General features: G+C 37.0%; 17 protein-coding genes. 6 read left to right on the top strand and 11 right to left on the bottom strand.

Translation table 11 applies throughout. The features are described 5' to 3' along the window. Window positions 1-4 precede the first annotated feature (4 nt). The 6 genes from GOQ16_RS13090 to thrA form a co-directional block, all read right to left on the bottom strand. The gene (locus GOQ16_RS13090; protein WP_160069687.1) at window positions 5-1,057 is read right to left on the bottom strand and encodes a cyanophycinase; all 1,053 of its coding nucleotides are present in this window, start codon (window positions 1,055-1,057) and stop codon (window positions 5-7) included. A 1-nt stretch (window position 1,058) separates the two neighbouring features. Further along, entirely contained in the window at window positions 1,059-2,483 is a 1,425-nt protein-coding gene (locus GOQ16_RS13085) for a RagB/SusD family nutrient uptake outer membrane protein (protein WP_160069686.1), read from the bottom strand. A 29-nt stretch (window positions 2,484-2,512) separates the two neighbouring features. Then, window positions 2,513-5,644 carry a SusC/RagA family TonB-linked outer membrane protein gene (locus GOQ16_RS13080; protein WP_160069685.1) on the bottom strand — a complete coding sequence of 1,044 codons (3,132 nt, stop codon included), beginning with the start codon at window positions 5,642-5,644 and terminating at the stop codon, window positions 2,513-2,515. A 134-nt stretch (window positions 5,645-5,778) separates the two neighbouring features. Further along, window positions 5,779-7,086: a threonine synthase gene (gene thrC, locus GOQ16_RS13075; protein ID WP_160069684.1), complete on the bottom strand. Its 1,308-nt coding sequence runs from the start codon at window positions 7,084-7,086 to the stop codon at window positions 5,779-5,781. Window positions 7,087-7,092: 6 nt separating this feature from the next. After that, window positions 7,093-8,091, bottom strand: coding sequence for a homoserine kinase (locus tag GOQ16_RS13070; protein ID WP_160069683.1), 999 nt, complete (start codon window positions 8,089-8,091; stop codon window positions 7,093-7,095). 24 nt (window positions 8,092-8,115) lie between these two features. Next, complete coding sequence (thrA, locus tag GOQ16_RS13065; RefSeq protein WP_160069682.1) at window positions 8,116-10,566, bottom strand: bifunctional aspartate kinase/homoserine dehydrogenase I; 2,451 nt, start codon at window positions 10,564-10,566, stop codon at window positions 8,116-8,118. Window positions 10,567-11,015: 449 nt separating this feature from the next. Here thrA and GOQ16_RS13060 point away from each other — a divergent pair, with 449 nt between their 5' ends. Next, entirely contained in the window at window positions 11,016-11,582 is a 567-nt protein-coding gene (locus tag GOQ16_RS13060) for a C40 family peptidase (protein ID WP_160069681.1), read from the top strand. Between the two features lie 87 nt (window positions 11,583-11,669). Continuing rightward, window positions 11,670-12,185 carry a phosphoribosyltransferase family protein gene (locus tag GOQ16_RS13055; protein ID WP_160069680.1) on the top strand — a complete coding sequence of 172 codons (516 nt, stop codon included), beginning with the start codon at window positions 11,670-11,672 and terminating at the stop codon, window positions 12,183-12,185. Between the two features lie 22 nt (window positions 12,186-12,207). Here the strand turns inward: GOQ16_RS13055 and GOQ16_RS13050 are convergent, their stop codons facing one another. From GOQ16_RS13050 to GOQ16_RS13030, 5 genes are all read right to left on the bottom strand, one after another. Then, window positions 12,208-13,650 (bottom strand): LysM peptidoglycan-binding domain-containing protein, encoded by a 1,443-nt coding sequence (locus GOQ16_RS13050; RefSeq protein WP_160069679.1) that lies wholly within the window; start codon window positions 13,648-13,650, stop codon window positions 12,208-12,210. A gap of 101 nt (window positions 13,651-13,751) precedes the next feature. After that, the gene (locus GOQ16_RS13045) at window positions 13,752-13,949 is read right to left on the bottom strand and encodes a twin-arginine translocase TatA/TatE family subunit (RefSeq protein WP_149915613.1); all 198 of its coding nucleotides are present in this window, start codon (window positions 13,947-13,949) and stop codon (window positions 13,752-13,754) included. Window positions 13,950-14,030: 81 nt separating this feature from the next. Continuing rightward, window positions 14,031-15,203, bottom strand: a complete 1,173-nt coding sequence (locus GOQ16_RS13040) for a murein hydrolase activator EnvC family protein (protein WP_240141041.1) — start codon at window positions 15,201-15,203, stop codon at window positions 14,031-14,033. A 186-nt stretch (window positions 15,204-15,389) separates the two neighbouring features. Continuing rightward, window positions 15,390-16,166, bottom strand: a complete 777-nt coding sequence (gene lolB1 / locus GOQ16_RS13035; protein ID WP_160069677.1) for a lipoprotein insertase outer membrane protein LolB1 — start codon at window positions 16,164-16,166, stop codon at window positions 15,390-15,392. Then, the gene (locus GOQ16_RS13030; RefSeq protein ID WP_160069676.1) at window positions 16,156-17,859 is read right to left on the bottom strand and encodes a tetratricopeptide repeat protein; all 1,704 of its coding nucleotides are present in this window, start codon (window positions 17,857-17,859) and stop codon (window positions 16,156-16,158) included. Before GOQ16_RS13030 ends, lolB1 begins: the two co-directional genes overlap by 11 nt. Before the next feature lie 233 nt (window positions 17,860-18,092). Here GOQ16_RS13030 and rplM point away from each other — a divergent pair, with 233 nt between their 5' ends. The 4 genes from rplM (at window position 18,093) to tsf (ending at window position 20,754) form a co-directional block, all read left to right on the top strand. Next, window positions 18,093-18,536 carry a 50S ribosomal protein L13 gene (gene rplM / locus GOQ16_RS13025; protein WP_149915609.1) on the top strand — a complete coding sequence of 148 codons (444 nt, stop codon included), beginning with the start codon at window positions 18,093-18,095 and terminating at the stop codon, window positions 18,534-18,536. Between the two features lie 11 nt (window positions 18,537-18,547). Beyond that, window positions 18,548-18,934 carry a 30S ribosomal protein S9 gene (gene rpsI, locus GOQ16_RS13020; RefSeq protein WP_149915608.1) on the top strand — a complete coding sequence of 129 codons (387 nt, stop codon included), beginning with the start codon at window positions 18,548-18,550 and terminating at the stop codon, window positions 18,932-18,934. Window positions 18,935-18,952: 18 nt separating this feature from the next. After that, window positions 18,953-19,753, top strand: coding sequence for a 30S ribosomal protein S2 (gene rpsB, locus GOQ16_RS13015; protein ID WP_160069675.1), 801 nt, complete (start codon window positions 18,953-18,955; stop codon window positions 19,751-19,753). Window positions 19,754-19,917: 164 nt separating this feature from the next. Beyond that, window positions 19,918-20,754 (top strand): translation elongation factor Ts, encoded by an 837-nt coding sequence (gene tsf / locus GOQ16_RS13010; protein WP_149915606.1) that lies wholly within the window; start codon window positions 19,918-19,920, stop codon window positions 20,752-20,754. Window positions 20,755-20,778 lie beyond the last annotated feature (24 nt).

Here is a 20,778-nt window from a genome sequence, read left to right as displayed (position 1 = left end):
TCGTTTATTGAACCACTTTCCAACCACCTGCAACCACTGACCACCAAGCACTTTTATATAAAGATGTACTTTGAGGTTGGAATGTATTCATATTAAATTTATTGTTGCTTTCTGTACCTGAAACAGAAAAAACTTGTAATGCCTTTCCGGAATGATCCCATGTTAGTGGAACACCGCTAGCAACCGATTCCGGCTGTTTCGTAATATCTGTTTTAACAAAAAAAGCATTGTTAGACCCAAAAACTTCAGCGACTCCTGTTTCATCAATACATACTGCAGTGCGTTCATCTACCGCAATCGCATTCGCTGCCTTTCCCCAATCTTTCATTATTCTTGAAAGAAATACGGTCAATCTACCTTCTCTATTTCGCTGTGCGAAATGTTGATCTGTAATAATGTTACTCATAAATGGTGCTTTAAGAAAATCATCTCTTCCCAAAGACACCTTTGTATTATAAGGATTACCTAGCGCTTCCTCAGAATCTACTCCACCACGATCAGCTCCGAAATAATAATTACCCAAAATGGCCGCCCCCGCACTTGTTCCTCCAACAGGTACTTTTTTGTCAACAAGTAGATAATTAATCGCTTGCATAACTTTTGTACCTTTCCAGTAGCCCACGTAATCAGCCTGATCGCCTCCTGCAATAAAGAGCATCTCTGCGTTTCTAATGATAGCAGCAACACGATCATCATCGGCCAATTTACGCGAATCAATTTTTAGCGTCTCCACTGAATTCACTTTACCTAGACGATTTACATAATCGTTGTATGCATTTGTTCCAGTTGTACGGATAATAACTACGTCACCACCTCCACTACGGTCGATCATCCACTTGAAAGCCACATCGACATCTGTACTGCCTCCCATTATGACCAAACCTCCTTTAGTAATTGTCTTTACATCAGTTGTGTCTCCTAATATACCCAACGATGACGGTCGTGCTAAAGGTGAAGTTGGTTTGGGTGCATTGGGGTCAAATGGATTCGGCAACTCCTTATTACCACAACTAGTAAATCCATACAAAAACGCTATAATCCATACTAATTTTATCATGTTAATCCTTTCCGTATTTTGGATTTTGAACCATGTTTTTGTTTACCGCCATCTCGTCATTTGGAATTGGGAAACAGTATTGTGCCGCCGTAGGTTCTAATTTTACAGCACCAGAAGTATTAGTCGCATCTTGGTTTAATCGCTCCACCGGAAGCTTTAAGCGTTTTAAATCATAAAAACGATGTCCCTCAAAAGCCAGTTCTTTAAATCTCTCGTTATAAATATTTTCTAATAAAATCTGCTTCGATGAGAAAGTCTGATTCACATAGTTATGAATACGCTCTCTACGTAATGTATTAAGATCATTTGCAGCATTCGTTAATCCTGTAACACCATTACTTTCGGCCTCAGCTTCTGCCCTGATCAAAACCATTTCTCCTGTACGGAAAATTTTAACATCTGTCAAACCTGGATTTGTGGTATTTCCACCGATATATTTATTCACCAAATATTGTGATTTTATACTTGGAGGAGGACCAACACGTGAAGGATCATCTTTAATATATGCAGCGTAACGAATATCATCTATCTTATTAAATGTATTAATTAATTTAGAAGATGGCGCATATAAAACTATTCCACCAGCTTCTCTATAAAACGCTGCTCCCAGACGAGAATCTCCGATCACTCTAGCCAATTTCCAAACAACCTCTGAATTACTTTTGTCTTCCCAAATTTTTTGAAAATCATTTTTAGGTGCTAGGGGCTCTGCTGAGATTACTTCAGACGCATACTTAATTGCATCTGACCAATTCTTGGCATATAATGCAACTCGTGCCTGGATTGCAGATATAGCTGTTTTAGTAATTCGTATATTCTCTGTAAAAGATGTTGGCATTAAATCTTTTGCAACTTGTAGATCTGCATTGATATCCTCATAATTGGATTTGACAGTTGGTCGAGCAGGATAACCTAATGCTCTTGCCTTCATATACGGAACCCCCATTCCCTCTGTATCATACGAAGAAGCATATCCTCTCAAAAGTTCAAAATGACTGTATGCGCGCAAAGCCAACAGTTCTGCCTCATATTGATTTTTTAAAATTTGATTATTTCCTGTTACCGTAATATTTGTTAATGCTTCAAGGACATGGTTAACACGATCAATTACAACATAATATTCATTCCATGCAGAAGTTACAGATCCATAGCTAGAGTTATACATCCAACGGTGTAAAGCAGTGTTTGAAACTGTATTTTCTGTTGGCAATAAGACTTCATCTGACACAATTGCACCTGCTTCCAACAAAGTCGTTGAAAGTGGAGCGTAAGCTCCTAGAACGCCCATATTCACGTCGTCCAAATTTCGGAATGCTTTGCTTGGATCAATACTATCTGTTGGCGCCATATCTAATTTATCACATGATTGGAGACCTAGTCCAATTAATGATAAAACAATACATATATTTTTTCTGATACTTATCATACGTTTAATTTTATTAGAGTGTGCCTAGCTTAGAAGTTAACATTAATACCAATTGTATACTTACGTGCATTTGGATATTCAAAACGTCCATACTGACGATTGTTTTCAGGATCCAAACCGCGCCAATTAGTCCATGTGAATAAATTCTCTCCTTGTGCAAATATGGCTGCTGATCTAAATACAGTTTGTTTAAATAGTGTCCCTGGTATAGTGTAATTCAATTTCAAATTACGTAAACGCATAAATGCTGCATCCTGAATATCCTTTGAAGTAAAATTCCTTGGAATATCTATTCCCTGTAGTGTGGCTATATCTCCTGGCTTCTTCCATCTATCATAAAGCATTCGTTTGCTCTGATTACTGGTCATATAGGCCTGATTTTCATTGTAAAAATCAATATTATTCCATCGTTGCACATCAGACACGAATGATAGCAAACCACTAAGTGTTAAATTTTTCCAATTGAAAGATGTTGTTATACCTCCAGTAAGTTTAGGATAGAGGCTCGCGTTTAATGGCACCGCCTGCTCTTCCTCATTATATACTGTTGAAATAGAGCCATCTCGATTGTAATATTGCGCTTCTCCAGTTTCAGGATTTACTCCAGCCCATTGTGGAGCATAATACGTTCCATAAGGTATCCCGACTTTTATAATACGCGTATCACCATCAGGCAATTCATCCGTAATATCAGTTACGCGTAAAATTTGATTGTTATTATATCCACCATTAACCCCTACAGTCCATGTGAATTCCTCTTTTTTGATAATGTCAGCAGAGATTTTTAATTCAACACCACGATTTCTCATTTTACCCGTACTCAATAAGGCTGAAGCAGCACCTGATGTGGCAGACAAAGGCTGGTCAATAAACATATTTTTGGTAATACGGTTATACCAATCGAATTCAATATTCACTCGTTTACTTTCGAATAATGACAAATCAAATCCTGTATTGAATTCATCCACATATTCCCAATCGAAGTCTGGATTACCAATATTATTCGGACGAATACCTTGTTGACCTCCATAACTTGTTGTGACTCCGTAAGTAGGCAGATAGGCAAAACTACTTCCAAATGGACTTGCTGTTTGTCCGAAACTTGCTCTGATTCTTAAATCTGAAAATAGGCTTGACGATTGAAGGAATTCTTCACGCTTTACATCCCACATTGCTCCCAATGAATAGAAACCATGCCAGCGATTTTTGTCTGGAACAGATGATAGCGAAGCTCCGTCATAGCGGTAACTACCTGTAAAAGTATATTTATTGGCATAGGTATAACGCGCAGCACCAATGTAAGACATCAAGGCACTTGCGCTACGACTCCCACTTAATGTTGGTAGGAATGTTGTACTTACGGTGATAGCTGCTGGTGTTTCTGGGAGTCTATCATCCAGTCCAAAACCCCGGTAGCTAAATGCTCTATAGTTGTCAAAAAGGTATTCGAAGAAACCCGAAAGTTCAAAATCATGATCTTCGATTTCTTTTTTGTAAGTCAATCCAGATGTAGATACAAAATTAAAATTACGTCTATATCCTTCTCCAAATGCTCCCTTCTGTCCAGATTGACGACTACCTATATAAGATGATGGATTAATATATACCTGATCTTCAGAATTTCTCAAATCAAGACCAGCACGAGTACTTATTTTCAAACTCGGTGTAATAGCATAAGCCATATTAAAACCTATAATGGCTTTAATTTGTTGAGTTTTATCAGAAGTACCAAACAAAACGTCCAATCCTCTACTTCCTTCACGCGAATCCAAGAAAGTAATTTCTTCATTAGTCGCATGAAATGCCCCATCTGCAGTATAAGGATACTCATAAGGTAAACCATAATAGACAGAAGCCATTGGCGTTCCAACGCTTGTTCCTCCCTCATTATATGTAAATCTAGAGTTAGAATATCCCAAGTTCAAGTTGAATGCCGCTGAGAACTTTCCGTAATTCATATTCGTATTGCTACGCAAAGTATAACGATCCATGCCCGTTTCACGAACAATCCCCTCCTCTTTCCAATAACTCAATGCATTGTAGGTTTGCACATTTTCATTTCCACCACTTAAGTTTACTTGTTGCTCCATGAAATTGGCATTTTGAAAAAATAAATCACGCCAATCTGTATTCACATTTCGTAAACTATCCAACGTCCTATCTGCATTTTGTTGCCAACTCGATGATTGCGTATTGTAATATGGATTACGTGAAGAAAATCTCCATCCGGGACCTATATCTTTTCCTGTTTCCAAACCTACCTCTTCTTCGAATCTAAGACGTTCACGACCATCCATCATCTCAAAATTAGGACGTGTAAGCTTTGATGTACCGTATTGAGAGCTATAATTTATTGCTAGACGACCTTGCTTTCCTTTTTTTGTAGTAATAATAATTACACCATTTGATCCTCTAGAACCATATAAGGCTTTAGCAGATGCATCCTTTAACACATTGACCGATTCAATATCCTGTGGATTAATGGTTTGAAAGTACCCCCCCTCAATAGGAACGCCATCCATAATATATAATGGTGTCGTAGAACCACTAATAGAACCTATTCCACGAATAACTACAGCAGCACTTTGACCTGGTTGACCTGAACTTGATATAACACTCATTCCTGCTACTTTACCCTGAAGTATCTGATCTAAAGAGCTCATTGGAACTTGGTTAATATCATCAGCCTTAACGAGTGATGTTGCACTTGGGCTTTTACCCTTTGAATAGTCGGTGTATCCTGTTATTGTAACTTCATCAATTAAATTATCTATAGATTGTAGTATAATTCGAACATTGGTATTGGATGTCACATTTATTGTCCTAGGCTCGTAAGATAAATGTGATATAATAAGTTCGTCACCAATTGCTGCGTTTATAGTAAATTCTCCCAATATAGATGTTAAAGTCTTACCATTTTTACCTTTCACTTCTATAGAAACACCAGGAATTGTATTACCTTGAGCATCTAACACAATCCCCTTTACTACTAATTGTTGTTGAGAAATATGATATGTAGACAAGTGTGATATAGATGAATTGGTTTGGTAAGCATGAACATTCAATGAAGACATCAAAAACAGTCCACACAATGAAAGTCCTAATGGAACTTCTTCCAGAATGGGTTTAAACCCACTCCTAATAAAAAAAATACTCTTCATAAGATTAATTTGGTAGCGTTTACTTTGCTAATCTAGTATTTTTATTAAAAATATTATAAATTAAATCTTACTCTATAATAAAAATGCCCCTTTTGAAATCAAAAGCGGCATATATAAATTATTTATTTTAAATTTTACTTATTCTTCAATAAATAAGCTTTAAAATCGTCAAAGCTTACTGCTAAAGGCTCTGCTAATTTTGGCTTTACTGCTAACTCTTCAGCTCCTGCTGGATAAATTACTTTTTCGAAAATATCAGCATCGATTCCCTCTGGAAATTTGCACGGATGTGCTGTTGATAAGAAAATAGAAGCATACTCTCCTGGATTTTCAGCTTTATATGCTTTCGCCGCCAAGTAAGCAATTGCTGTATGTGGACAGGCTACATAATTGTATTTCTCAAACAATTCACGCATCGCTGCTTGTGTTGCAGTGTCATCATAGGTATATGAAGAAATGATGCTACGCAATTTGTCTAATACATTATCAAATAAATCCTGAATACGTACCCAATTGCTTGGATTTCCTACGTCCATTGCATTCGCTAAAGTCTGAACAGAAGGTTTTGGTTCGTAAGCACCAGATACTAAGAAACGTGGAACAGTATCGTTGACATTTGTACCTGCTACAAAATGTTTCACGGGCAACCCCATTTTATATGCCAATAACCCTGCACCGATATTACCAAAGTTTCCGCTAGGGACAGTAAATACAACTTCATTGATACCTTGTGATTTCAATTGCGCATATGCCCAGAAATAATAAAAAGTTTGTGGGATAAGTCGTGCAATATTGATGGAGTTAGCTGATGTCAATCGCAGTTCAGCATTTAATTCGTCATCATTGAACGCTTGTTTCACCAATGCTTGGCAATCATCAAAAGTACCATCTACTTCTAAAGCACGAATATTTTGACCATTAGTTGTCAATTGCTCTTCTTGTACTTTGGAAACTTTTCCTTTTGGATATAAAATCGTCACGCGTGTGCCTTCTACACCCAAAAAACCAGAAGCAACAGCACCACCCGTATCACCTGACGTTGCTACTAACACATCCAATAATTTATCGCCGTCTTTAGAAAAGTACCCCATCACGCGACTCATAAAGCGTGCTCCAAAATCTTTAAATGCATATGATGGACCATGAAATAATTCCAAAACGCCTGTTTCAGCATCTAAAAATTTCACAGGTGCATCAAAATTAATCGCATCTTCGACAATTTTCTTTAGATCTTCTTTAGGAATATCATCACCAATCAAAGCAGAAGCTACTGTCAATGCTATCTCTTGCAATGAATATTGCTGGATATTTTTGATAAATAAAGGATCTAAAGTCGGTATCACCTCTGGCATATACAAGCCTTTGTCCTGAGGCAAGGAATTGAATACCGCATCCTGAAAGGACACGCGTAAATCTTTATTATTTGTACTGTATAGTTTCATAATTTGTTAGTCGTTAAATGGTAATACTTTCGGACCTTCTACATTCACTGCCGAAACATATTTAAAGCTTTCAATGCCATTTGCAGAAAGGTGTTCTTGAATCTTTGTAGTAACGATTTCAGCTACTTCTTTACCTTTGGAAACCGCAACAACAGAAGGTCCTGAACCAGAGATTCCAAAGCTCAGCGCTCCATTTGATAAGGCAATTTCTTTCATTGCATAGAATTCCGGAATCAAAATAGCACGCGATGGTTCAATAATCACATCGTGCATACTTCTACTTATTAGTTCATAATCAGATTTAAATAGTCCAGCTACTAAGCCCGCGATATTACCCCATTGGGTCACGGCATCTTTCAAATGAACTTTATCCTTAATCAATTGTCGTGCATCACGCGTCGGAACATCTACTTGAGGAAATACTATCCCGGCGTACAATTCGTTCGGAACAGGAATTTTCACAATATCCAAATCAGAACCACCACGAACTAGCGTAATGCCTCCAATCAAAGCTGGCGCAACATTGTCTGCATGCCCATGCCCACATGCCAAACGCTCCCCTTCCACACAGTACGGCATCAATTCATCTTTAGTCAATGGATTGCCAAGCAACGCATTTATAGCAAACAAACCTGCTACCGTACTCGCCGAACTTGAGCCTAAGCCCGATCCAATAGGCATATGTTTGATTAATTCAATCTCAACACCGATATCTTGCAAAATCCCCAAGTCGATCAGTAGCATCTTTACACAAGCGCTTACCGTATTACGATCAGCATCCAATGGTAATCTTCCACCGTCACCTACAATCGAACGAATGCGCACTCCTGGTTCGGATACCCGATACATTTTGACTTCGTCGCCCGGCTCATCTACTGCAAAGCCCAGAATATCGAATCCGCAAATCATATTGGCAACTGTAGCAGGCGCAAATACACGAACTTTGTCTTTGATAGAATCAAAATCTATCTTTTTATCCTTTAAATTATTTTGATAAACAGGCATATAATCTGTTTTAGTTCTTTGTAATTATTTAGCACCTACGTTTACTAGATCAGCAAATACGCCACCCGCAGTTACTTCCGCACCCGCACCAGGACCTTTTACGACTAATGGACGTTCTTTGTAACGCTCTGTTGTGAATGAAATAATATTATCACTTCCAGATAATGCGTAGAATGGATGTGTTTCATCTACCATTTGCATCGAAATAGCAACTTTTCCATCTTCCAGTTTTCCGATGTAACGAATTACTTTATTTTCTGAAGCTGCTTTTTCCTTCAAATCATTGAAATATTGGTCAGCTTTCAATAATTCTGTATAGAATTCATCCACTGAATCAGCTTTCAAACATGATTCGGGTAAGATAGCACCTAAATCAACATCCGAAGCTTCTATCACATGTCCTGCGTCACGAGCTAAAATAAGCATCTTACGCATGAAATCTACTCCGCCTAAATCGTCACGCGGATCTGGCTCGGTGTAACCCAATGCCTGCGCATTTTTTACCACATCGTAGAATGATGCATCGCCTACAAAATTGTTAAAGATATACGAAATCGTTCCTGAAAGGATAGCTTCTATTTTTAAGATTCTATCACCACTCAACATCAAATCTTTCAACACACGAACGATTGGCAAACCAGCACCTACGTTTGTTTCATAGAAAAAGTCTACACCATGTTTACGCGCTGTATCACGCAACAATTTATAGTTAGCATACTCTCCAGAGTTTGCGATTTTATTACATGTAACAATAGAAATATTAGACTTAAATATATCGACGTAATACGTTGCAGGCAATTTACTTGCTGTGTTGTCAATAAAAACTGCATTCGGCAAATTCATGTTTTTCATGATTTCTACAAAACTAGACAAATCAGCTACTTGACCGTTTTCGTTCAAATTCTCGTTCCATGAAGCTAAATCAATGCCATTGGCATCAAAAAGCATTTTGCGAGAATTGGCAATACCGACAACTTTAATCTCCAAATCATTTTTCTCTGATAAGAAATCGTGCTGCTCAGCCAATTGCTTAAATAAAGTAGCACCAATATTTCCTGTTCCTAAATTAAAAACGTGAAGTGTTTTTTTCAATTCTGCGAAGAAAGCATCATGAACCGCATTCAATGCTTTAGCCAAATCATCTTTTGAGATAATAACAGAAATATTAAATTCTGAAGACCCTTGAGCGATAGCGCGAACATTGATACCATTACGCCCTAATGCCGCAAAAAGACGACCTGACATCCCTGGTGTACGTTTCATATTTTCACCAACGATTGCCAAGACCGAAAGATTTTGTTCTACCTCTGGCATCACCAATTTATTGGCTTCTAATTCCAACTCAAATTCATTAGAAATTAACTTCAATGCTCTTTCAGCATCGCTTGGATTTACCGCAAATGTGATACTATGCTCAGATGAAGATTGTGTTATCAACACGACGTTGATTTGCTCACGCGCCAACAAAGTAAAAAGACGACCAGAGAAACCTGATTTGCCAATCATTCCAGAACCTGAAATATTTATGATCGAAATATCCGATATCGATGAGATACCTTTAATTGGATATTGCGTACAATCTGACTCAAATTGAATAATAGTGCCTGGAAATTCAGGTTCGAACGTATTGCGAATAGCAATTGGAATACGCTTCAAAAATGCAGGAATCATAGTCGGTGGGTAAATCACCTTTGCTCCGAAATACGATAATTCCATTGCTTCTGTATAAGACAAAACAGGCAACGAAAAAGCTTTTTTCACAATGCGTGGATCTGCGGTCAACATGCCATTCACGTCAGTCCAAATTTCGATTACCGAAGCATTCAATACAGAACCAAATATAGCAGCTGTGTAATCCGAACCACCGCGACCTAATGTAGTCACACGACCTGCCTCATTTGAACCAATGAAACCTGTTACAAACATTAATTTGCCTTCATGAGAATGATTCAATGAATTGATTAATGATGTAGTTAGTTCCTCATTCACCTGAGCATTACCAAAGTTTGAATTGGTCTTGATATAATGTGAAGCATCCACATAAATGGCATCTGAAATATATTGCTCCATTATTTTGGAAACCATATAATTTGAGAAACGCTCGCCAAATGAAACAATCAAATCTTTACTTTGTAAACTCAATTCTTTCAGCGCGTATACACCTTGCAAAATTTCTTCCAATTCATTAAGCATCAATTTCAATTTGGTGAAAACTGGATTTTGATACTTAATTGCAATAAGTTGTTTGACTACGTCAAAGTGTTTTTCTTCTAATAATTTAATGTCTTCGGTGAAAGATTTGCGTTCAGCAGCATTCTCAGCCATTTGTGTCAACAAATTTGTCACTCCAGACATTGCCGACAGAACGACTAATGGCTTCTCTCCTTTTTCAAAAGAAGATTTTACAATCTCCAATACAGATTTGATACTTTGTACTGTTCCTACAGATGTTCCTCCGAATTTTAGAACTTTCATTGGTTTAAATATGTTTAGTTTGTTTTAATCTACTACCTACAAAAAAAGCCTTCCTCTGTTAGGAGGAAGGCTTCTTAATATTTACACTCAATTGTACACACAAGTTACTTCCTCCGAGAATATGCCCCCGTAGTAATAATAATTGTTGAAATAATTGAGTTATTAATTTTCATATTTTTTAATTCTGCGACTAAGATAGAATAATTTTAATATTAAATTCAAATTTATTTTAAAAAAATAGCAAAAACCATTGTTACAATACCACCAAACAAGCAAACGGTTGCGCAAATTACTATTTTTCAATCACTTATCAATCTCAGGTTGTTAAGAAAATGTTAAAAGAACCTAAAATTATTTGGATTGTAGAGATGTATCTATTATCTTCGTATTATCTGCTCCCTGGAAAAGAGTAGATCTTAGGAAAGTTGTAATTAAAATAAAGCGATTTAATGAACACAAAAAAACTAATAGCGTCAGTGCTATTTATAGGCTTTTGTCTAGTGTCGCAAGCACAAACTACCAAAAAGAACAATGAGCAAGATAATCTTGCTAAAGAGTATTTCTCACAAATCATGGGTGTAGCTGTAAATGCTACTACTAACACTAAACTTTATCAGTTTGTTTATGATTGGTTGGGCACGCCCTATAGATTAGGTGGTGATACCAAAAGAGGAATCGATTGTTCTAAATTCTCACTTGCAGTTTACGAAAACGTATTCAATACCACAATCGGATTTAACAGTAGAAATCAATATGCAAATGTCACACCGATAAGCAAAAAAGATTTACAAGCTGGAGATTTGGTTTTCTTCAAAATTAGAAGCAGAAATATCACACATGTAGGTGTATATCTGGGAGACGACAAATTTGCACATGCCTCATCTAGTAAAGGTGTAATGGTCAGTAATCTAAACGAAGCATATTGGAAACGTTATTACTACAATGGCGGACGTCCAAAAACTGAAGACTCCCGTGTAATGACAGCGGATGCTTCTATGCTAAAAGAAGAGAATTAATAGAAGAAATTATCAATAGTAGAAAGTCCGAATGATATCATGCATTCGGACTTTTTTATTTATTTTTGTCGCAATAGATTTGAATTTATGTCAGCAAAGAGAACCTTAATATTAAATAAAGAACAAATACTTCAAAAGTCTAAGCGTATTGCTTATCAAATCTTAGAAGATAATTTTGACGAGAGTCATATTGTACTCGTTGGTATTGCAGATAGAGGGTATGTATTCGCGCAGCGATTGCAAAAAATCTTGCAAGGATTTGCTCCTGATAAAGAAATCGAATTAATCAAAGTTACTATAAATAAAGAAAAGCGCTCCCTAGAAGCTTCGACAGACTTACCTGTGGAGACGGCAAATAATAAAGCTGTGGTGGTAGTAGATGATGTACTTAATAGTGGCCGAACTTTAGCTTATGCGTTGGGTGCTTTTATCAACGTACCGTTAAAGAAAATGCGCACAGCTGTACTTATTGACCGTAGTCACCATCAATTTCCTGTAAACAGTGATTTTTATGGACAAAAACTTTCTACCATACTAAAAGAAAATGTAGAAGTGTATCTGGAAGAAGTCGATAACCAAGAAGATGCAGCTTGGTTAGCATAAATAAGGAAGGGTTAAACGACGATTAACCCTTCCTTATTTTTAATTTCATACCTGGCTTTATGACTGAATTTTTTAAGCCATTATCTTCTTTTATTTTGGAGACAGTACTACCTTGAAACTGTTTTGCAATACGATCCAATGAATCTCCTTTTCGTACTACATAATAAGCTGTACGACTTTCATCCGATTTATTACTTGTGCTTTTGGAAATATTTTTAGCTAATGTAGAATTAACAGATTGAGAAACAATCAAATCACGACCTACCAAGAGACTATTATTTCGAAGACCGTTCCACGCTTTTAAATCTTGAACAGTAACACCGAATTTTTTGGAAATACTAGATAAGCTTTCACCTTTGCGCACTTTATGTTTTTGCGAAGATACACCAGCATATTGAGCTTCAGGTTCATCTTTTACTATCACATTAATTGAAGAAGGCGCGTGTAATGCTACATACAACAAGCTATCATTCAATGAAGGAGTCACTGGAATATACAAGCGTTTAGGTTTTTCAGGTGTTCCATTGACATAGGTCTTTTTGTACGCTGGATTAAAATGCTTTAGATTTTCGACATCCAAATTAACAGCTTGAGCAACATGTCGTAGATCCACAGTATTGTTTACCATCACCACTTTGGTTTCGTAATCCAATTCTGTAGCAGCAGGTTCTATGCCATAGGCGCTAGCATTGCTCAAGACATAAGTCATAGCTACATACTTAGGGATATAATTTTGTGTTTCCTTTGGAAGAAATGGCGACAATTCCCAGAATGTAGGGTTATTCATTCCCGAACGTTGGATTGCGCGTTTGACACAGCCTCGCCCACAGTTATAGGATGCTAGAGCTAATAGCCAATCGTTAAATTGATCATAAGACTCCTTTAAATAAGCAGAAACAGCATATGTCGCAGCATAAATATCTTTGCGCTCATCGATATGCGTGTTCATATCTAAATCATAACCACGTGCTGTCGTGTAGATAAATTGCCAAGGCCCCACAGCTCCGGCGGAAGAAACCAAATGCGGATTTAAAGAGGACTCTACGAGAGACAAGTACTTTATTTCCTCAGGAATTCCCATCTCTTGAAATACCTTATCGTACATTCTGAAATAATGATTACTAAGCCCATGCATACGACTCATATAAGGCTTATAATTCGCCGATATATATTTGTCGATAAAATACTTGACTTGGGAATTGTAATCCAAAGGAATCGTCTTCGTAGATGCTTTCATCCGACGCAATATATGTGCATCAGCAATAGATACATCAACTTTTTCGTCTATGTGCTTGCGTATGGAGTCTAATTCTACTAATAATTCACGATGCTCATCCATTGAAGTCGCAAAAGACATTTGATTGTAGTAATCGTCGTCAATAGGATTTACCGAATAGGTTTGAGCGGTAGATGTGTGTACACTGATTATAGTGGTTAATAATACGGTGTATAATTTGTTCTTCATATTGTGCTAGTTTTTTGGATACTAGTTGGCAATATTTAGCCAATAAGGCAAAAAAACAAAGATTACATGTGGATTAATACATGTAATCTTTGCAAATATTTTTATAAATTATTTGATTTTTGTTTTTCTTCTGGCTTCTCAGTCGTGTCTTCACGCTGACCATCTTTAAATTCCTTCACGCCTCTACCAAGACCGCGCATTAATTCTGGAATCTTTTTACCCCCAAATAACAAAAGAACTAATACCACGATAATGATAATCTCTTGTGTTCCTATAAATAATAAATTAGATGTATACATTTTAGTTATGCTATTTCTTTAAAATTCTTTCTCAATATGACTATTTACAAATATAAAGAATTAATTGTTATTCTCGTGTAACTATCTTGCTAACCAAGGTGATGGATTAAAATCATTTTGACCTTGTGATAACCCGAAGTAAACCACTGTATAACCCAATTCTGGATCTTTATCTGCTATACCTATTTGCTGTCCGCGACTTACTTTCTGTCCTCTTCTGACTGAAACAGATGACATGTTCGAATAAAAACTAAAATATTCACCATGTTTTATGACCACCACACCAGCTACAGCTTGTACAACTTCACCTTCAAATACAGCCTTTACGCCAGCACCATCAGTCGTACGAATACCCACATCTGGAGCAGAACTTGTAATACCGTCTACCGTATAAGATCCATAATTGCGGACAATATTTCCTTGCGCCACAGGCCACGGCAAACGACCACGATTTGATTTAAAATCTGCCGAAAGTCTTGCTGCTTCTGGCGTAGAACGAAGAATCTCGCTATCTGTTTTCTTAGGAGTTGCCTTTTCTACTTCTGCTACAGTTTTACCGGTACGTTTTGCTTCAGCCTCCGCCAAGCGCTTGCGTTCTGCCTCTGCCCTACGTCTTTCTTCAGCTATTTCTCTATTAATGGCCGCACGAATCAATGCCTCCATTTTTTTCTTTTCCTGTTGTTTTTTCGATAACTGCCCTTTGAAAGTACGCTCTTCTTTGACAATAGAATTTAATTGCGATTGATGTTGAGCTCTATCTTTTCTGATAATTTCACGCTCCTTTTGCTGATCCGCCAATAATCCACGTTGTGTATTGCGATCGGCTTCCATCTGCGCGATTTTCAATTCAATATCCTTTTTTACAGCTTCAATTTCAGCTGCCTTTGTTTTACGTGCATCCGAAAATTGCTGTAAATACTTTATACGCTTGAAAGCCTGGTTGAAATCTTTAGAAGCAAAAATGAACATCATTTTGTTGTATCCATTTTTGTTACGAAAAGCAAACATGATCATCTTTTCGTAGTCCTTACGCATCTTTTCTAATTCCGCTTTAAGCTCATTAACTGATTTCGTATTCTTATTAATCTGAGATGTAAGGTTATTTACTTCTTTACTGATAACCGAAATTTTTTCTTCACGAAGATTCAGCTGTCTGCTCAATGCAGAAACTTCTTTTTGAGAAAGAAGCTTTTCCTTTGTCTTCGCCAAAAGCTCTTTATTAAGATTCGCAATTTCGGAATTAATTTTCTCCAACTGCTTCTTTAGCTGCGCACTACTCTGCCCAAATGACAATTGGCTACAAAAGAGAACAAAAAATATGCTTAATAATATATGTCTAAAATTCATGAATGGAGCCCCAGCTTACTCGTTTTTGTACAACTTTCAAAAATAGTGATATCTAACTGACTTGCCTAATAAAAAGATTATTTTAACATGCAATTAATTCAAAACTTTATATTTAGACGGCACTGTAAAAGGCATTTCCACCTCTTGATTAAATTCAATTTTATTGTAATTTAATACTGCGTTTACTTGAATCCCTGAAGCACTCAACTTGATGTTTTGATTTTGAGGAAAATTATAACCCGTCACATCATTAAATGAACTGTAAAAAGCTTCTAGGCTCTGGTTCTTTCCTACTGGCGTCAGACGAATAACTTTTGGTCTAAATTTGCCATTTAGACTATATTGAAAAGACAAATTATTTTTTACACCTACTAATTGCACATCATCGGTAGCTTTGGCTACAGTCATTTGATCCGTACGCAATAAATCAGAGGATACATTCGCTATTAATAAATCCTGCAATACGCTAAAGCTCACGCCCTCACCTGTGTACTTATGTATAAAATTGAAAGGCTTTGCTGTGTATTCTCCCTGCAATTTATTCATTATCTTGACACTATCTGGCGTAATTAGTAATCGAGCGCCTTCAACATTTAAAAATGTCCCTGTCAGAGAAATCCAAATCGCTTTATTGCGCTGGATACGTACATGCATAGTGACGTCTTGATTCTCGTTACCTAATTCAACTTTTGCTTTGGCTCTACCCGAAAAACTATGAAAATCAAGGTTATTAATTAAATAATCAGCATTCTCATTGGGTTTAATAATCGTACTTTCTGCCCCCGAAGTTGTAATCGCAACTTGCTTACGCGTACCACACGATGTCAATATAGCAACTCCTATTCCTATCGCACATATTTTATTCCACATATTTTCCTTCTTTAATTTTTTGCTGAATCTTTGCAAGATTCTGATTTGATTTTTTTTCCAGCTCTAAACTCAACGCTTTCTGCCATTGAGCAACAGCGTCTTTTTCTCTGTTTAGTTTACTGAGGATATCGCCATAATGCTCTAACATTACAGCGGATTTCTTATCCAACTTCACTGCCTCTTCTATCCAAGTGAGTGCTTCACTATATTTTTCTTGTTGAAATAATACCCAAGCATACGTATCTTTAAAGGTAGCGGAATTGGGCTCAAGCTCATTAGAAAGCTTTGAAAAGGTGGCTGCCTTATCCAATTCCTTTTTACGCACCGCCAAATAATAGGCATAATTATTTAATGCAGTCACATTCGTGCTATCAAGTGAAATTGCTTCCTCATAAGCGACATCGGACATACTTTCCATTTTCAATTCATGATAAAGATCCCCTAATGAGCTATAAATTAAGGAACGCAAGAAATTAGTATCATTCTCTGAATAATTCAGCGCAGTTTCTAAAAACTCTTTACTTGTATTGTAATCCAATTTTGCAGCATACGCCATGCTCGTAAAATAAAGCAGCTCCGTATTATTTGGATTGTGTTTTAATCCTTCTGCACCGTGTTTAATTGCTTCATCAGGTTGATTTAATGCCAAATCTGTATTAATTGCTAATCTCCATGCAGAGATGTATCTCGGATTTGAAGAGGCAACTTTCAAAAATACAGAACGCGCTTCCTCTACATTACCACGCTTCCATAGCAATTCTCCTTTCAATATCTGGGCTTCTAGTACATCTGGATGGTAGGTTTCTAATAAATTCGCTAGAAGTTGTAATTTATCATCTGACAATGTTCCCTGCTCGTTCATCAACCCTACCAAAAACTTATATTTATCCCAAACCTGAACTTCTGAAGTATTAAAAGCTATTTTCAAGGCGTTAAACATCGGCTCATATCTTTCCATGCTTTTATATGTATCTGCAAGATCTAAATATAAACCCTTATCACTTGTGCGTTTGATTCCACGTTCTATCGCAGCCAAAGCTTCTTTTTGCTTCCCCTCTTGCCCATTGATATACCCCAAATAACCATAAACATCTGGAATCATCGATTTGCCATCCATTTTGGCTAGCAACTTTTTTGCAGCCGGTAGATCCTCTGCATTCATATACACCTCGGCCATCACAAGATTCAATGTGTCCGAATGGCTTGTAGTAATCAATTTGGCATGCAACTTTTTAGCTTCATCCAATTGCTTATTCTCCGCATATAGAATTAACAATTCTCGACTCAATCCCTCGTGAGAAGGGAATTGTTTTTGTAGATCTAGTAATAAGGCAATACCATTTGGCAAATCTTTTCTCGCTTTATAAAGCTCCAATAGGTGATTCGCATAAAACATATTTTTATGTTTTTCAAATGCTAGCGTTGCACTTTCAACAGCCCCATCGTAATCACGCATTTGTACCAAAATCAATGATTTGGCGTAATAAATATCAGCTACTTCTGGATATTTGACAGAAATCTCATCCAAAAGCTGTAGCCCTTCTTGAAACTTCCCCTCTCGTAATTTGCTCTCAACAGCTTTCAGCTCTTCCTTATAATTTTCATCTGTTTGCCCGTAAGCAACAATTGAAGCAACCAAACAAATTAAAACCAAAAAATACTTACGAAATCTATATATTAATTGTATACTCATCTTAATGATTAAATATTTTCACTTTCTCTCTTTCAGACTCACTAAGGTAGTAATATAGACTTACAAAAGAGTAAATTCTAAACTAGAAGTTTAATATTTAAAAACTTAAAAAAGTTAAATAAAATTTTAGTGGGGATATGCTTTATTATTGAAAATAAAATCATTACCTTTGCAATCCGATTGTAGCGATTACAAGCGGTTTAAAAAAGTATTAATTAATTAAATAGAAGCAAGTGAATACGTTAAGTTACAAAACTGTCTCTGCCAACAAGAACACCGTTAACAAAGAATGGATTGTTGTTGACGCTGAAGGAGAGATCTTGGGACGATTGGCTAGTGAAATTGCGAAAGTAATTCGTGGTAAGCACAAACCATCTTTCACCCCACACGTAGACTGCGGTGATAACGTGATCGTTATTAATGCAGACAAAATCAAATTGACTGGAAACAAATTAGGCGACAAAGTATATGTTCGCTACACTGGCTACCCAGGTGGTCAACGTTTTGTTTCTCCGAAAGAATTATTGGCTAAACACCCTGAGCGCATCATCGAGAAAGCGGTACGTGGTATGTTACCTAAAAATCGTTTAGGTCGTCAGTTATTCAAAAACCTTTTTGTTTATGCTGGAACAGAGCACAAGCATGAAGCGCAAAATCCAAAACCAGTTAAATTTTAAGGAGAACAAACATGTCAACAACTAACACTTCAGGAAGAAGAAAAACTGCTGTTGCTCGTATCTACTTAGGAGCAGGTAGCGGAAACATTACCGTAAACGGTAAAGACTACAAAGAATATTTCCCAACATTGCCATTGCAATACATCGTTACTCAATCTTTATTGGTAGCGGAGTCATTAGCAAATTTTGATGTGAAAGTTAACGTTCAAGGTGGTGGAGTTAAAGGTCAAGCAGAAGCTGTGCGTTTAGCAATCGCTAAAGCATTAGTAGAACTTGATCCAGAAGTAAAACCAGCTTTACGTGCTAAAGGTTTAGTAACACGTGATGACCGTATGGTTGAGCGTAAAAAACCAGGACGCAAGAAAGCTCGTAGAAGATTCCAATTCAGTAAACGTTAATCAAAGGAGGATCAAAAAATGGCAAGAACTACTTATCAGGATTTATTGGATGCAGGTGTTCACTTTGGTCACCTTACTCGTAAATGGGACCCGAAAATGGCTAAGTACATTTTCATGGAACGCAACGGTATCCACATCATTGACTTGAACAAAACTCTTACGAAATTAGAGGAAGCTGCTTCAGCTATCAAACAAATCGTAAAATCAGGTCGTAAAGTTTTATTCGTAGCAACGAAAAAACAAGCAAAAGAAATCATCGCTCAACAAGCTAAGGCTGTAAACATGCCTTATGTTACTGAACGTTGGTTAGGTGGTATGCTTACAAACTTCGCAACAGTTCGTAAGTCTATCAAGAAAATGACTACTATTGACAAAATGCAAAAAGATGGTACATACGATGTATTGTCTAAAAAAGAGAAGTTGATGATTCAACGTGAGCGTATTAAGTTAGAAGCACTTTTGGGTGGTATCGCTGACTTAAACCGTTTACCTGCAGCTTTATTCATCATCGATGTGAAAAAAGAACACATCGCTGTAGCTGAAGCTATCAAGTTGAACATCCCTACTTTTGCAATGGTAGATACAAACTCTGATCCTACAAACATCGACTTCCCTATCCCAGCTAACGATGACGCTACTAAATCTATTAGCCTTATCGCTAGTATCATTGGTCAAGCGATCGTAGAAGGTTTGGACGAGCGTAAACGCGACAAAGAAGAAGATGCTGAAAAAGAAGCTGCTGCTGCTAAAGCTGCTGTAGACAATGGTGACGCTGATGCTTCAGGAAAACGCACTCGTAAAGCAAAAGACGTAGAATAATATTCTATATTTAAAGCCGGATAGACAAGTGTAGGTTTCTGGGAGTTTCACTTCCTTACCCACGCACGTCTTTCCGGTTTTTTTGTTAAAAGAACCAAAAACTTAACAAGAGCTCATCGCTTTGTTAATGACAACATTGTAATTTTATTAAAAAAGAAAATATCATGTCAGTACAAATTTCTGCATCAGATGTAAACAAATTGCGTCAACAAACAGGCGCAGGTATGATGGATTGTAAAAAAGCTTTAGTAGAAGCTAACGGTGACTTCGAAGCTGCTGTAGACTACTTACGCAAAAAAGGCGCTAAAGTAGCTGCTAGCCGTCAAGACCGTGATTCTAACGAAGGTGTTGTAATCGCTAAATCATCAGCTGATGGTAAAACTGGTATCGTAGTTGAAGTAAACTGTGAGACTGACTTCGTAGCGAAAAACTCTGATTTCGTAGCTTTCGCTGACAAAATCGCTGAAGCAGCTTTAGCTAACACTCCTGCTTCTTTAGAGGAATTGAAAGCTTTAACTGTTGATGGTAAAGTAATTTCAGAAGCTTTAATCGAGCAAACTGGTGTTATCGGTGAGAAAATCGACGTTTCTAAATTCGAAATCGTAACAGGAGACAAAGTAGTAGCTTACATCCACGGTAACTACCGTTTAGGTGTATTAGTTGGTCTTTCTGCTGACGCAGAAGGTGCTGACGAAGCTGGTAAAGATGTAGCTATGCAAATCGCTGCAATGAACCCTATCGCTATCGATAAAGATGGTGTAGATGCTAATACTATCGAGCGTGAAATCGCTATCGCGAAAGAACAAATCATCGCTGAAGGCAAACCAGCTGAAATGGCTGAGAAAATTGCTCAAGGTAAATTGAACAAATTCTTCAAAGAAACTACTTTATTGAACCAAGAGTTCGTTAAAGATTCTTCTAAAAACATCGCTCAATTCTTAGATTCAGTATCTAAAGGATTAACTGTAACTGCTTTCAAACGCGTACAATTAGGAGCATAAGTTTAGTATTAAGAACTAAATTTA

It is taken from the genome of Sphingobacterium bovisgrunnientis, from assembly GCF_009829085.1.
Taxonomy (GTDB): Bacteria; Bacteroidota; Bacteroidia; order Sphingobacteriales; family Sphingobacteriaceae; genus Sphingobacterium; species Sphingobacterium bovisgrunnientis.
Note: the sequence above shows the minus strand (reverse complement) of the source record. Positions and strands in the feature narration are given on the sequence as shown.